This window comes from Halostella sp. PRR32 (assembly GCF_034808085.1).
GTDB lineage: Archaea > Halobacteriota > Halobacteria > Halobacteriales > Natronoarchaeaceae > Halostella > Halostella pelagica.
This window is the reverse complement of the sequence record NZ_JAXHGL010000003.1, coordinates 26,940-40,182: the sequence shown is the minus strand read 5'-3', so window position 1 is coordinate 40,182 and position 13,243 is coordinate 26,940. Positions and strand designations below refer to the sequence as shown.

The 13,243-nt window shown below is 65.7% G+C and carries 15 protein-coding genes; 6 read left to right on the top strand and 9 right to left on the bottom strand.

What is annotated here, in order from left to right; genetic code table 11:
* Window positions 1-5: 5 nt before the first annotated feature.
* Both SM753_RS10030 and SM753_RS10025 read right to left on the bottom strand, forming a co-directional pair.
* Window positions 6-1,643: an ABC transporter substrate-binding protein gene (locus tag SM753_RS10030; protein ID WP_323191491.1), complete on the bottom strand. Its 1,638-nt coding sequence runs from the start codon at window positions 1,641-1,643 to the stop codon at window positions 6-8.
* 100 nt (window positions 1,644-1,743) lie between these two features.
* The gene (locus SM753_RS10025; protein ID WP_323191490.1) at window positions 1,744-4,254 is read right to left on the bottom strand and encodes an ABC transporter ATP-binding protein; all 2,511 of its coding nucleotides are present in this window, start codon (window positions 4,252-4,254) and stop codon (window positions 1,744-1,746) included.
* A gap of 99 nt (window positions 4,255-4,353) precedes the next feature.
* On the opposite strand from SM753_RS10025, the gene SM753_RS10020 reads away from it, so the two are divergent.
* Window positions 4,354-4,833: a hypothetical protein gene (locus SM753_RS10020; RefSeq protein WP_323191489.1), complete on the top strand. Its 480-nt coding sequence runs from the start codon at window positions 4,354-4,356 to the stop codon at window positions 4,831-4,833.
* A gap of 105 nt (window positions 4,834-4,938) precedes the next feature.
* Here SM753_RS10020 and SM753_RS10015 read toward each other — a convergent pair whose 3' ends face one another.
* Together SM753_RS10015 and SM753_RS10010 are read right to left on the bottom strand one after the other, a co-directional pair.
* Window positions 4,939-5,424, bottom strand: coding sequence for a hypothetical protein (locus tag SM753_RS10015; protein ID WP_323191488.1), 486 nt, complete (start codon window positions 5,422-5,424; stop codon window positions 4,939-4,941).
* A 215-nt stretch (window positions 5,425-5,639) separates the two neighbouring features.
* Window positions 5,640-6,362 carry a DUF5806 family protein gene (locus SM753_RS10010; RefSeq protein ID WP_323191487.1) on the bottom strand — a complete coding sequence of 241 codons (723 nt, stop codon included), beginning with the start codon at window positions 6,360-6,362 and terminating at the stop codon, window positions 5,640-5,642.
* A gap of 171 nt (window positions 6,363-6,533) precedes the next feature.
* Between SM753_RS10010 and SM753_RS10005 the strand changes: the two genes are divergently transcribed.
* A complete protein-coding gene (locus SM753_RS10005; protein ID WP_135533978.1) occupies window positions 6,534-6,902 on the top strand; it encodes a universal stress protein in 369 nt (122 codons plus the stop codon).
* Entirely contained in the window at window positions 6,899-7,432 is a 534-nt protein-coding gene (locus SM753_RS10000; RefSeq protein ID WP_323191486.1) for a GNAT family N-acetyltransferase, read from the top strand. The genes SM753_RS10005 and SM753_RS10000 overlap by 4 nt, the downstream gene beginning before the upstream one ends.
* A 7-nt stretch (window positions 7,433-7,439) precedes the next feature.
* Here SM753_RS10000 and SM753_RS09995 read toward each other — a convergent pair whose 3' ends face one another.
* Window positions 7,440-7,916 carry a universal stress protein gene (locus tag SM753_RS09995; protein WP_138796540.1) on the bottom strand — a complete coding sequence of 159 codons (477 nt, stop codon included), beginning with the start codon at window positions 7,914-7,916 and terminating at the stop codon, window positions 7,440-7,442.
* A 135-nt stretch (window positions 7,917-8,051) separates the two neighbouring features.
* Between SM753_RS09995 and SM753_RS09990 the strand changes: the two genes are divergently transcribed.
* The 3 genes from SM753_RS09990 (at window position 8,052) to SM753_RS09980 (ending at window position 10,665) form a co-directional block, all read left to right on the top strand.
* Window positions 8,052-8,477 carry a universal stress protein gene (locus tag SM753_RS09990; protein ID WP_138796539.1) on the top strand — a complete coding sequence of 142 codons (426 nt, stop codon included), beginning with the start codon at window positions 8,052-8,054 and terminating at the stop codon, window positions 8,475-8,477.
* An 86-nt stretch (window positions 8,478-8,563) separates the two neighbouring features.
* A complete protein-coding gene (locus SM753_RS09985) occupies window positions 8,564-9,802 on the top strand; it encodes a recombinase RecJ (RefSeq protein ID WP_323191485.1) in 1,239 nt (412 codons plus the stop codon).
* The gene (locus SM753_RS09980) at window positions 9,799-10,665 is read left to right on the top strand and encodes a BtpA/SgcQ family protein (RefSeq protein ID WP_323191484.1); all 867 of its coding nucleotides are present in this window, start codon (window positions 9,799-9,801) and stop codon (window positions 10,663-10,665) included. Before SM753_RS09985 ends, SM753_RS09980 begins: the two co-directional genes overlap by 4 nt.
* 63 nt (window positions 10,666-10,728) lie before the next feature.
* On the opposite strand, the gene SM753_RS09975 is transcribed toward SM753_RS09980, so the two are convergent.
* From SM753_RS09975 to SM753_RS09960, 4 genes are all read right to left on the bottom strand, one after another.
* Window positions 10,729-11,160 carry a DUF5807 family protein gene (locus tag SM753_RS09975; protein ID WP_323191483.1) on the bottom strand — a complete coding sequence of 144 codons (432 nt, stop codon included), beginning with the start codon at window positions 11,158-11,160 and terminating at the stop codon, window positions 10,729-10,731.
* 36 nt (window positions 11,161-11,196) lie between these two features.
* On the bottom strand, window positions 11,197-12,237 hold the full coding sequence (locus tag SM753_RS09970; RefSeq protein WP_323191482.1) for a hypothetical protein: 1,041 nt from the start codon (window positions 12,235-12,237) through the stop codon (window positions 11,197-11,199).
* 81 nt (window positions 12,238-12,318) lie between these two features.
* A complete protein-coding gene (locus tag SM753_RS09965; RefSeq protein WP_135533986.1) occupies window positions 12,319-12,765 on the bottom strand; it encodes a hypothetical protein in 447 nt (148 codons plus the stop codon).
* 48 nt (window positions 12,766-12,813) lie between these two features.
* Window positions 12,814-13,206, bottom strand: coding sequence for a 30S ribosomal protein S6e (locus SM753_RS09960; protein WP_135533987.1), 393 nt, complete (start codon window positions 13,204-13,206; stop codon window positions 12,814-12,816).
* Window positions 13,207-13,243 lie beyond the last annotated feature (37 nt).

Sequence of the window (13,243 nt, the reverse complement as noted above, 5' to 3'; positions counted from 1 at the left end):
GGGAATTAGTTCAGCTGAACCTGTGCCAGGAACGGACCCCCGATCAGTTCGACGACGTAGTTGTTGATGTCCGATGAGACGCCGCGGATCTCCTCGGTGTGGACCAGCGGGACCCAGGGACACTCCTCGTGGAATATCTCCCCGGCCTGCTGGTAGAGTTCCTCTCGCTCGCCGTCGTCGTACGTGGTCTGGCCCTCCTCGATGAGCTCCATGAACTCGTTGTTGGCCCAGGCTGCTCGGTTAGAGGTGTTGTACCCATCAGCGTCCCAGTCGGCGAAGTCCTGGTCCTCGGGCACGTCGATCTGCGGGTGGAGCAGAGCGTAGTAGAAGTTGTCCGGGTCGCCGTTGTCGGTCATCCAGCCGAGGAAACAGGCGTCGTGCTTACCCGTACCGGTGTACTCGAGGTAGGACTCCCAGGTCTGCTGTTCGATCGTCACGTTGATGCCGATATCTTCGAGGTACGAACTGATCGTCTCGGCGGCCTGCGTGGGAGACGGGTTGTACGCGCGGGGGTTCTGGAACGCCGCGATTTCGAGGTCGAACCCGTCGCCGTATCCCGCTTCTTCCAGAAGCGACTGCGCCTGGTCGGGGTCGTGCGGGTAGGGGTCGAGGTCCTCGTTGTATCCGAGGATGGACTCGGTGATAGGCTGGCTGGCGGGCGTGGCGATACCCTGGTAGATGTTGTTCGCCAGTGCCTCCGTGTCGATAGCGTAGTTCATCGCCTGCCGGACGCGCTTGTCCTGGAACGGTTCGAACTCGGCGCCGTTCATGGCGAGGTAGCCGACGTTCATGCCGGCGATACGACGGACCTCGCCGTCGCCTTCCTCGACCTGACCGACCGTCTGGGAGTCGAGGCCGTCGATGATGTCGAGTTCGCCCGCGTTGAGCGACGAGGCTCGCGTCGAGTTCTCGCCGATCACCTGAAACACCACTTCGTCGACGTTCGGGCCGTCGCCCCAGTAGTTGTCGTTCGCAGTGAGTCGGACCTGGCCGCTCCCCTCGTTGAGGTTGTCTAGCTCGAACGGGCCGGTGCCGACCATTTCCGTCGCGAAGTCGGTTTCGGCCTCGATCTCGGATTTCGGAAGGACGACCAGCGCGAACACGGCCAGATTCGCCATGAACGGGGCGTACCGCTTCGATATCTCGAAGGTCAGCGTGTAGTCGTCCTCGGCGGTGACGTCTTCAACAGAGCCGAGCAGATACGGACCGTAGATCGACCCATCCTCGTTGTAGTAGTCGTAGTCCTCGTCGAGGTACCGGCGGTAGGTGGCGATGAAGTCTTCGGCAGTGAACTCGTCGCCGTTGTGGAACTCGGCGCCCTCGCGGAGTTCGATCGTCGCCGTCGTCCCGTCCATCTCCCAGTTCGTTGCCAGTGATTCCGCGAGCGTCGCGGTACCCGGTTCGAAGCCGATGAGAGGCTCGTACACCTGATTGGTCACTTTCGCAACCTCGCCGCTCGTCGAGGACTGCGGATCGAGCGTGTCGGATGGCGCACCTCGGCCGTAGGTGAGCGTTCCCCCCTCCCCTCCGTCGTTATCGCCTTCTCCGAGGATCCCTGAGAGACACCCGGCAGTCATCGAAGTCGTTACCGCGGCACCGCCTGCCGCCTTCAGGAAATTACGACGGTCTATGTCACGTGCCATGGACACATTATGCCTGTACTTCCGGTATAAATATACCGGAATTGCGGTAGGTATTGCCAAACGTAGCTCCGGAGAGAACGAGAATTTACGACGGGAGTAGTTAACTATTCGAGTAGAGGTGACAGGCGGCCGGATGGTCGTCGTCACCCAGTTTCGGATCCTCGCGTTCGCAGACGCTCTCGAAGTTCTCGCGGAGGAGGTCGGCGGCCTGTTCCCATTCCCCGTCGACGACGAGGCGGAGCGACTCGTCTATCACGTCCCGGACGTTCGCGGGAAGTTGCCCGTCGAAGAGGCGGGCCCGAAGCTCCGGCACCGTCGCGTCCTCTCGTGTCTCGTCCGGTTCCACCTGGTCCGCCGTCGCGGCCTGTCCGCCGTCCGCCGCTGCGCGGGAGTCCGCGACGTCGATCGACGACTCCTCGATCGCTTCGACCGAGATGTTCTCGTTCTCGACGCGCTCACGGTAGTCCATGATCTCGCGGAACGTCGCCTGGTCGATGTCGAGGTCGTCCGGCGGGATCACTTTCGGACACCGCGTCCGGAAGCGGCACCCGCTGGGTGGGTCGATGGGGCTCGGAACGTCGCCTTCGAGAATGATCCGGTCGTCAGTGTCCACGAGCGGATCCGGTTCCGGAATCGAGGACAGCAACGCCTGCGTGTACGGGTGTTTCGGGTCGGCGAACAACGTCTTCGTCTCCGCTATCTCGACGATCCGGCCGAGATACATCACGGCGACGCGGTCGGTGATGTGGCGCACGACCGAGAGGTCGTGGGCGATAAACAGGTAGGTCAGGTCGAACTCGTCTTGTAGGTCCTCCAGCAAGTTGAGTATCTGCGCCTGGACGGAGACGTCGAGCGCCGAAACCGGCTCGTCGCAGACGATGAAATCCGGGTCGACCGCGAGCGCTCGTGCGATGCCGACGCGCTGGCGCTGCCCGCCGGACAGTTCGTGCGGGTAGCGGTCCCGCTGGTCGACGTCGAGACCGACGGCCTCGATGAGTTCGTCGACGCGTTCCTGGCGCTGCTGGCGCTTCGAGCTATCGTCCGCCGGCGGTTCTTCCGGGAGGTCGTGGATCTTCAGCGGTTCCATAACCGTCTGTGCCACGCTCATTCGCGGGTCCAGCGACGAGAGCGGGTCCTGGAATATCATCTGCATGTCCTTGCGGCGCTCGCGCAGGCTGTCGTCGTCGAGCGTCGCCAGGTCGTCGCCCGCATACAGCACCGTCCCGTCGGTCGGTTCGGTGAGGCGAAGCAGCGCCCGCCCGGTCGTCGACTTCCCACAACCGGACTCGCCGACGAGACCGAGCGTTTCCCCCTCGTAGAGGTCGAAGTCGACGCCGTCGACGGCCTGGACCGGCTTCGATTCGTCGTCCAGCCACTTATCCAGAAGGTCGTCGGCCTGCGAGAAGTGTTTCTTCAGTCCGTCGACGGAAACGAGCGGTTCGCCGCCGAACGTCCGGCTTTCGGCGCTGATGTCGGCCCGGTCGTCTCCGTACTGGGACTTGTCGAACTCCTCCATAACGCATTTCGAGCGGTGGTCGACGCCGTCTGCACCGTGTTGGAGGTACGGGATCTCCCCCTCCCGGCATTCGGGTTGGGCCCACGGACACCGCGGAGCGAAATTACAGCCCTCCGGCATGTCGATGAGGTCGGGAACGTTCCCCTCGATAGGGGTCAGGCGGTTCTTGTCCTCGCGGGGGATCGATTCGAGCAGGGTGTAGGTGTAGGGGTGGCTGGGGTTGTGGAATATCTCCTCGACCGGACCCTCCTCGACTATCTCTCCGGCGTACATCACCGCCACGCGGTCGCACGTCTCGGCGACGACGCCGAGGTCGTGCGTGATAAACAGGACGGACATACCGAACTCGTCCTGCAGGTCGTTGATGAGGTCCAGTATCTGCGCCTGGATCGTCACGTCGAGCGCCGTCGTCGGTTCGTCAGCGATGAGCAACTGCGGTCTGCAGGCGAGAGCAATAGCGATGAGGACGCGCTGGCGCATCCCGCCGGAGAACTCGTGGGGGTAGTCGTCAAGTCGCGCCTCGGGTTCGGGAATGCCGACTTCCGCTAATATCTCCGCGGTCGCTTCCAGCACCTCCTCGCTGATGCCGCCGCCCCGTAACGAGGGGAGCGTCTCCCGGAGGCCGTTCCACCAGGTGTCGGCCTTCCGCCCGCCGTACTGGTGGAGTTGCAGGCTCTCGGCGACCTGCTCTCCCACGGTCAGCGCGGGGTTGAGCGTCGACATCGGGTCCTGGAAGATCATGCTCATTTCGCCGCCGCGGATCGACCGCATCGCCGGTTCCGGCGCTCTGGCGAGGTCAACGCTGCCGGCCGTCTCGTCGATGAAGTCGTCGGCCTGGCGGGGATGCTCCTCCGAGAGGCGGTCCGCGAGGTCCGGGTCGTGGAGTTCGACCTTGCCGCCGACCACCTCGCCAGGGTCGTCGACGAGTCCCATCGCGGACAGCGCCGTGACGCTCTTGCCCGATCCGCTTTCGCCGACGAGACCGACCGTCTCCCCCTCGCGGACGGTCAGGTCGATCCCGTCGACCGCCTTCACGTGGCCGCGGTCGGTGGCGAACTGCGTTCGCATACCGGAGATGGATAGTAGGTCGCGCACTATGTCGTATCCTGCCGTCAGCCGTAAAATAGTTTTCTACATTATTAACCCGACGAGATAACGAGAACGTTTTTCAGGATCCGCCGTCGCCGTTTCACCATGAGTCAGGGCCCCGACGAGACGGTCATGAATTTCTGGGACGAGGTCATCACGGACATGGAGGCGACAGCCGCCGAGTATCGCGACAACGGGTGGGACGTTATCGAGGTTCATCCCGGTGACGTAACGCCGCTCCCGCCGGACCACGAGCGGTTCGGCCTGGACATCCTCGTGCCCGACGACGAGTTCGACACGGTCAGCGAGGCAGTCGAGACCGAGGGAACCAGTTTCGACTCCTTCGAGGTGTTCCGCGCGTCGACCGGCGGCACGGTCTTTCTCGTCGTCGCCGTCGAGGACAAAAACAGCGGCCAGGTGGTTCTCGTCCCGGCGTTCTACGCCGTTCGGGAGGCGTCGGACACGCTCGCCGGCGTGCGGGAGCGAGACGAACTCCCGATCAACCTGCGGCCGCTCTCGGTCGACGAGGTCGTCGCCTTCGAACCCGCGGACCCGGGCCCATTGCTTCCGCCGGGCGAGAAATAGGAACAGGTATCGGAACAGACAGGGATTCAAAACCGCCACTGCGGCCTCTCGTGCGAGAATAGTTCTCGAAGCGGCAGGCAGATGCACATCACCGAAAACAACGCCTCAGGCCCGGATCAGGCGTAGAAACCGCTTCCCGTCGCTCGGCTTCCCTTCGTACGGCCCCTTCGAGTACGTTTTCGGCACGACCGTCTGGTACGCCCTGTACCCCTCGCTCACGAGGATATTCCCCAGAACCCAGAACAGCGAGCCGTCGACACCGCGCAGAAGTACGAAACCGAGTACGCCGACCGCGCTGACGGTCACGGCCGGACCGCCGAGAATGACCGCGGCCCGTACGAACGTCGAATCCGGGCCGCTCCACTGTATGTCGCCGTACGTGAAGAGACTCCGGAACCCGTCCATCCCGACCGTAACTGAGAGTCGCCCGAGCGTCACCGTCCGACCGTCGTGGCTTCCGACGGTGACGTGCGCTCGTCCGCCCGCCAGCAGTGCCGGGAGCGCGTGACCCAACTCGTGACAGAACAACAGACCGAAGATCCCCACCGGGATCAAACAGAAGGTGAGTAAACTCACAGCGCTGTCGACCATGGGGTTCCGTTTCTCTGCAACGGCGTTTACTTTTTCCCACACACCTCATTCAAACACCGTGCGAGGGAGTGGAAGTTTAACAAGCACCGCTGTAGACGCAGTAGAGACGTACCGTAACGGATCAACTGTCCCTCCTGTACGACCTGGCTAAGATGGACAACCTGAAGGATTGAGAACGCGCCCGTGGGAGGAACCCCGCACGGGGGAGTACCGGCCTAATCGTCGCCGGTGATCTCGTGACCGCACTCCGGACACTCCGTTCCGTCGTGGCGGAGTTCCTCGCTCGACGCCCGTACTTCTCGCATCACGCCGGAGATGCGGTCCTCCGCTTCGAGTTCTTCCTCGACGGAGAGGTCGACTCCTTCGACTTCGAGTAGAAACTTCGCGACCTCGGTCGTCTCGTACATCACTTCGTCGAGTTCCTCGGCGGTGAAGAAATCCGACATCGCGCCGTAGAGAAACGTCGCGCCGGCCGTGCGGACCTTGTCCTCGAACGACGACCTGGCCTGGTTGACCGCTTGCGGCGAGTAGGTGTCGGTCATGAACGGGACCAGTTCGGGGAGGTTCTCGCCTATCTTCGTCATCTCGACGCCGGTCTCCGTCCGGAAGTCCGCGCACAGACGGGCGATAGCCCACTCGCGGGCCGTGATGTACGTCCGGTCCCGCAGGAACTCGTTGACGCGGTCGTACTGCGCGCCGTCCATCTTCTGGAAGCGGTCGTACTTCTGGACGTCCTCGGGGACGCGCGGTTGCGGGTCGTCAGTCGCGGGATCGTCGTCTTCCGGCCCGTCTTCCGCACCGGCGGCCGGCGACGTCTCAACGACGGTATCTGTCTGCGGTTCCGACTCGTCGTCGGTCGGTCGGTCGTCGTCCGCGGAAGCGGAGTCGTCGTCGCGGGCGTCCGTGCCGGCGACCGTCTTCGGCGCGTCGTCGCTCATGTCGCTCCCTTACGAAGCGGTGGGCAAAAGGGTTGTCACGCCGCGGTGACGGGGTCGAGCGGGGTCGGTTCGATGGCGAATCCGCGTGTCCGTTCTCGGAGATGTCGTTCGGTTCGGACGTTCTCCGGCCGTTCCCAACTGTTTTGAGACGGGCCGCAGAACACGAGGTCAATGAAAGTACTGCTGGGCATCGCCGGGAGCGACGAGACCGACGCAGCGCTCGAAGAGACGGTACGACGTGCGGTAGAAGCGAACGACGACCTGACGGTCGCCATCCTCGAGGAGACGGACCACGAGTCCTCGCCGGACGAAGTAGAGGCGAGGGCCCGGGACCGTCTGGACGAGGCCGACATCGACGCGACGATCCGCCGCGTATCGGGTGACCCGGGGAGCGAACTAGTCGAGATAGCGGAACGCGAGGGGTTCGACAGGCTGGTCATCGGCGGCGGGCAGCGCAGTCCGATGGGCAAAATTCAACTCGGGTCGATCACGGAGTTCGTCCTGTTGAACGCCCAGGTGTCGGTGACGCTGGTACGATGACCGGCGACCGACCACACTCGGACGAACAGGCGGACAGGTTCTCCGAACCCCCCCAAACGTTCGAGGACCGTGAGAAGCGGGAGATCACGATCCGGGCGCTGGACCCGGACGGGTTCGACGCCCTCGCCGAGATGTACGCGGCGTTTGACCCCGCCGACCGCGCGCAGGGGATCCCCCCGACCGGCGAGGATCGTATCGAGGGGTGGCTGGAAACCCTCGTCGACGAGGGGCTGAACGTCGTGGCCTGGGACGGCGACCGGGCGGCCGGCCACGCCACGCTCGTCCCCGACGGGGACGACGGCGAGTCGTACGAACTCGCTATTTTCGTCCTTCAGGAGTATCAGGAGTCCGGTATCGGGGGCCGACTCATGGACGCCTTGCTCGGATACGGCCGGGGAAACGGCGTGGAGAACGTGTGGCTGACGGTCGAGCGCTGGAACACGGCCGCGGTAAACCTCTACGAGAAAGTCGGGTTCGAGACGACCAACGCCGAGAGCTTCGAACTGGAGATGTCGTTCCGCCTGAACTGACCGCCGGTCACACGGAGAGGACGGGTTGGCTGGCGTACAACAGGACGTACTCGGCGGCCTTCGAGAGTATCTCGCCGGGTTCGCCGGAGAGCGGTTCCCGCGGAACGACGATGAAGTCGGCGTCCACGTCGTCGGCGGTGTCGAGGACGACGCTTCCCGGGTGGGTCATCTTGCTCGTCGTCGAGAACCCGTAGGCCGTCGAGTTCGTCATCGACACGTCGTACTCCGCGACTTGGTCGGCGACGTCGCGGATAAACGACTGCGCCTTGTTGGCCGCCTCCGTCTCGTCGATGGAGTCGGTCTCGATAGCGCGGACCATCTCCTCGCCCAGCACGTAGACGGCGTGGACGGTGGCGTCGTATCGGTCCGCGACGGCGGCGGCGTAGTCGACGGCGCGTACCGACGAGTCGCTCCCGTCGACGGGGACGAGCACCGTCTCGACCGCCAGCGGGTCGTCCGCGTCGAGGGCCTGTTCCGTTTCCATACAACATCGTGCGAAAGCAGGGAGCAAAAATCTGGCCCTCGAACGGACCCCGTCCGGGCCGAGGACTGTTCTGACCGTCTCCGCGGCGGCGACGTGGTCCGAGGTTTAAAGCCACGCCCGGGGGAAACGAACAGTATGTTCGAGACGGTCGTCATCGCAACCGACGGGTCCGAGAGCGTGGAACGGGCTGTCGAAACCGCGCTGGACCTCGCGCGACGATTCGACGCCGAAGTCCACGCCCTGTACGTCGTCGACGAGAGCGAAGTGGACTCCTCGCCCGAATCGATCCGCGACGAGATGCGCGCAGCGCTCGAAGAAAGCGGCGAGGACGCGCTTGACGCGGTCAGCGAGCGGGCGGACCGCGAGGTCGTGACCGCCGTCCGGGAGGGCCGCCCCGCGGGCGAGATCTGCGCCTACGCCAGGGAGAACGACGTGGACCTCGTGGCGACCGGAACGCGCGGCCGTCACGGCGAGAACCGGTTTCTCATCGGCAGCGTCGCCGAACGGGTCGTCCGGTCCTGTCCCACGCCCGTGTTGACGGTACGGCAACTAGACGAATAGCGCCCGCGGCCGACGTGTAACGCGGGGACCGGGCTGGCGAGACGCCGAACCGGCGGGTTCTTGCCGCGCGGGACGGAGGTACGGGTATGGACGATTCACTCATCGAGAGCAGCGACCTCTCGCTCGCCCGCAAGTCCGTCATCCCCGGAGAGGGCTTTTTCATCCCGGATTCGCTAGAGGAGAGCCAGGAGGAACAGGCCGCCGCCGAGGCGCTCGACGGTGCCAGCGTGGCCGTCGTGGCCGACCCCGACGCCGACGGCCTCGCCTGCGTCGCGCTGATCCGAGAACTGTACGGCGACGACCCGCCGGCTGACGGCGGAGACGACGCTGACGCTCCTGACACCGCGGAAGACGACAGTTCCGACACCGAATCGGATCTCTCGCTCGACGCCGTCGTCGAGGACGCGCCGGGCCGCGTCTCCCACGACGTTGCGCTCGTTCCCGCGGGACCGCACGACCTGGAGGACGGTATCGAGTACGTCGCGGAGTACGGCACCGAGGGGATCGACCTGTTCGTCTGTGACCTCTGTCCCGACCGCTACGAGTACGTGGAAGACGAACTCGACGCGGCCGTCGAAACGGCCGACACAGTTCGGTGGTTCGACCACCATCAGTGGGAAGACGACGTCGCCGCCGCCGTCCGCGACGCCGGCGCGGAATTGGTCGTCGGCGACAGCGACGAGGAGTGTTCTGCCGACGTGGCGCTCCGCTCGCTCGACCACGACTTCCCGCGGCACTACACGGAACTCGCCGCGGTGACCCGCGACCACGACCTCTGGATCCGCGAGGACCCGCGTAGCGACGACCTGGCGGACTTCTCGTACTGGAGCGACGCCGAGGAGTACGTAGACACCGTGATGCGCCACGGCCCCGACCTGCCCGAGGAGGTCGTCGAGTTCATCGAGGAGCAACGCGTCGAGAAGGAGGCACTGATACGCCGGGCCGTCGACCGCGCCGACGTGCGCGAGATCGGCCCCTGGACGGTCGGCGTCACCTACGGCCGCTGCTCCCAGAACGAAGTCGCCGAAGCGATGCGCGAGAAAGGTGCGGACGCCTCCGTCGTCGTCAAGCCAGCCGGGAGCGCGAGCATCCGCGGCACCGACGAATTCGAGCGCTGTCACGAGGTCGCCCGCCAGGTCAACGGCGGCGGCCACCCCAAGGCCGCGGGCTGTAAGCCCGACATCTACGACGACATGCTCGATTACGCCAACCACTGGACGACCCGCGGTGCCGTGACGAAGCAGGTCATCCTCGACGCGTTCCGCGAACTGGTGCCGGAAGACGTCGCGGACGGCGAACCGACGGACTCCGATGGGGACCAATGACCTTCGACAGTATCGACGCCGAGAAACCGATCGTCGGCATGCTCCATCTCCCGCCGCTGCCGGGCGCGCCGAGGTCCAACGGTGACCTCGACATGGTCCGCGAGACCGCGCTGCGGGACGCCCGCCGCCTCGCCGCAGGCGGCGTCGACGCACTCATGATGGAGAACTTCGGCGACGCACCGTTTTATCCCGACGATGTCCCGAAGCACGCGGTCGCCTCGATGACCCGGGTTGCGGGCGAGGTCCGGGACGCCGTCGACCTCCCGCTCGGGATCAACGTCCTCCGGAACGATGTCGAAGCGGCGCTGTCGGTCGCGGCCGCGGTCGAGGCCGACTTCGTCCGTGCGAACGTCCATGTCGGCGCACGCGTGACGGACCAGGGCGTCGTCGAGGGGCAGGCCCACGAGACCGTCCGGTTGCGCGAGCGCCTGGACTGCGAGGCGTCGGTCCTCGCGGACCTGGACGTGAAACACTCCGCACCGCTGGCGACCCGCGATACGGCCCACGATGCGGACGGGGACCAGCGGGCCCCGGAGGCCGCCGCGTCACGGTTCGACGCCGAGACCGTTGCCGAACCGGTCGAGAGAGGGCTCGCCGACGGCGTCATCGTCAGCGGCGCAGGTACCGGTCACGCGGTCGCGACGGAGGCGGTCGCGGCGGCCGCCGCCGCCAGGGACGAGGCGGGCCTCGACGCCCCCGTTATCGTCGGAAGCGGGGTCACGACGGAGAACGCGGCGTCGCTGCTGTCGGTCGCGGACGGCGCAATCGTCGGCACGGCGCTGAAGGAGGGCGGGGTGACGACGAACCCGGTCGACGAGGAGCGGGTCCGGCGACTCGTCGACACCGTGGACGAGACGCGGTAGTCGCGCCGCCACCTGGGGCGCGTCGTGGGGGCGGAGAACAGGCCGCTCTCGAACTCGGGGGCGTTATCGCTCGCCGACGACCCACTTCTGGGAGTACGCGGTCCCGCACTCGCACTGGGCGTACGCGTGGATCACGTCGCCCTCGGCGTAGAGGTCGCCGACCTCCTCGTTCTGTTCCTCGGAGAAGGCGAAGACGAACCGCACCGCGTGGTCGGGACCGTCGCCCTCGGGACAGTCGCCGCCGGCCAGGTCCGCGTGGACCGTCCCGTCTTCGGCCATCGCCTGCTTCGCGAACGCCATCGGGTCCTGCCCCGTCGCCGTCTGGAAGGCGTTCCGGCCGTTCTCCCCGTCGACGACGATGACGATGCCGTCCGGGACGTCCACTCCGTAGTCGCGTAGCTTTCCGAGGTCGTCGACCGCGTCCTCGGCCAGGTAGAACGCGATATCCTCGTGTCGTTCCCCCGCGAGAAACGCATCGCGTTTCGAATCGGTCATACTCGCGATTGGCGGGCGACGGGGAAAAGGGACGCGTTAGAGCGCCGGCATCGCCAGCGCGGCGGGAGACGAATCGCAGCGACTCACGGCCTCCTGTCCGGCCTCGGCCTCCTCGTTTGCGGTCTGGTCGTCGCCCTCGTCAAGCGCCCGCGCCGCCTCGGCGAAGTGTTCGCTGGCGTCTGCAAGCGCCGCGGCGTAGCAGGTGAGGCTGATAACCGAGGACTGCATGTCCGCCGGTGCGAACTCCTCGGCGTCCGTAAACGCTGACTCCGCGTCGCCGAACCGAACCGATGCGGTGCTGTACTCGTCGGCAGCGGTCTGATACCGCTCCTCGTCGAGCGCGGTAGTGGCGACGGTGAACCGCTCGTATCCGCGGACGAACTCCCGGTAACCCGTCAGGAACGGATCCATCATGTCGACTAGCTGGCGGGCCATCTGCATGGAATCCTCGACCTCGGCGTACGTCGTCCCGTCGATGCGCTCGAACGACCCCTCGTCGAGCGCCTCGAACGCGTCCTCGGCGTCGGACAGGTCGTCACTGGCGTCGCGAAACGCCGAGCGCGCGTCGTCGAGCGATTCGATCCCGTCGTCGAACCGTTCGGTGTCGACGTAGCTCTGGGCGACGTCCACCTCGTTGAAACCGCGGTCCAACTGGAGCATCGTGTCCGTCAGGAGAGAGAAGTACGCCGCGACGTTTCGCATGTCCTCGACATCAGCCTGCTGGTCCTCGGAGAGGTCGGCCTCCTCCGCCGCGTCGAGGTGGTCGTTCGCCGTCGTGATCGACTGGCGGATCCCGCTCTCGTCGAACGACTCCTCGTCCTCACCGAATGCGTCGGACTGTGTGCCGATCCCCTCGGACGCCTCGTTCAGTGCCGCCGCCGCGGCGTCGAGCGACTCCTCGGGCGTCGCCGTCGGTTCTGTGGTCGACGCCGATTCTGTGGTCGCCGTCTCGGTGTCGGTATCAGTATCGGCGTCTGTATCGTCGCCTTCGTCCGGTTCGTCGCCCGACGAGGAACAGCCTGCTGCACCGGCTACCGCGGTAGCCGGTAGTAGCCGCAGGTAAGTGCGTCGTTTCATGATATCTACACTGTGAGAACAGGTCAAATACGTGACGGTTGAGCGGAACGCGGCGCTGGCGGATGCGGCGGTTTGCGGCAGTTAGCGCTCGTCTTCCACCCGCTCCGCGATGGCTGCGAGACTATCATCGGGTGATTCGGTCGCCTCGTAGACGACCCGTTCGCCGGGTTCGCGGACGCCGTATTTGAATCCGGGTTCGACCACGTCGACGAGGACCGAGTCGCCGACCGCGACGTCGACGTCGTCGAGCCACGGGCCGAGACGGTCCGGCGCGTCGCCGGGAGAGCGAGCGAAGCGCGGGGCGTCGTAGGCTCCGGACAGTATCCGGGTTTCGTCGGTCAGGGCGGTCTCGATCCGGGCGTGGAACTCCGACCCGTCGACGACGAGACGGACGACCTCGTCGGCGGGGAATTCCTCGGCCGCGTCGGCGGGGAGTTCGAGGCGGCGTCGTCGGGTCGAGCCGGCGGTCGAGAGCGTCGCTCGGACGGTCGTTACGGAGTCGTGGTCGCTTGGAACTCGGTCGGCCATGGGTGGCGTAACGGCTGTGACGGTGATACGTTCGGGGAAAACGGGGAGTTACTCCTCGTCGCTCTCGCCGAGGAGTTCGTCGACGGACTGGTCGCCGCGCTCGGTGATCTTGGCGTTGATCTGCGAGACGGCCTCGCTAACCTCGCCGCCGCGGACGGTGACGCGCTTGCGCTCGCCATCGCGGGTCGGGTTGAAACCCGTCCCGCCGTCGGAGAGGACCTCCTGCAGGTTCGGCCCGGGGACGTCGCCGCTCATCGGGCGGCCTGCGTCGTCGGAGCCGCCGGTGATCTCAAGCGTGTAGCCGTCGAAGCCGACAGCGCCGCCGTCGACCGTCTCTCCTATCGACCGGCCGATAAATCGGTTCGCGTCCTGGTCGTCCGCCTCTCGCTGGTACGTCTCGCCCGACTCGGGGTCCGAGACGACGATTGTGAAGCTTGCCATGCGTCGAACCAGTCGGTCGCGGCCCAAAAGGACATCG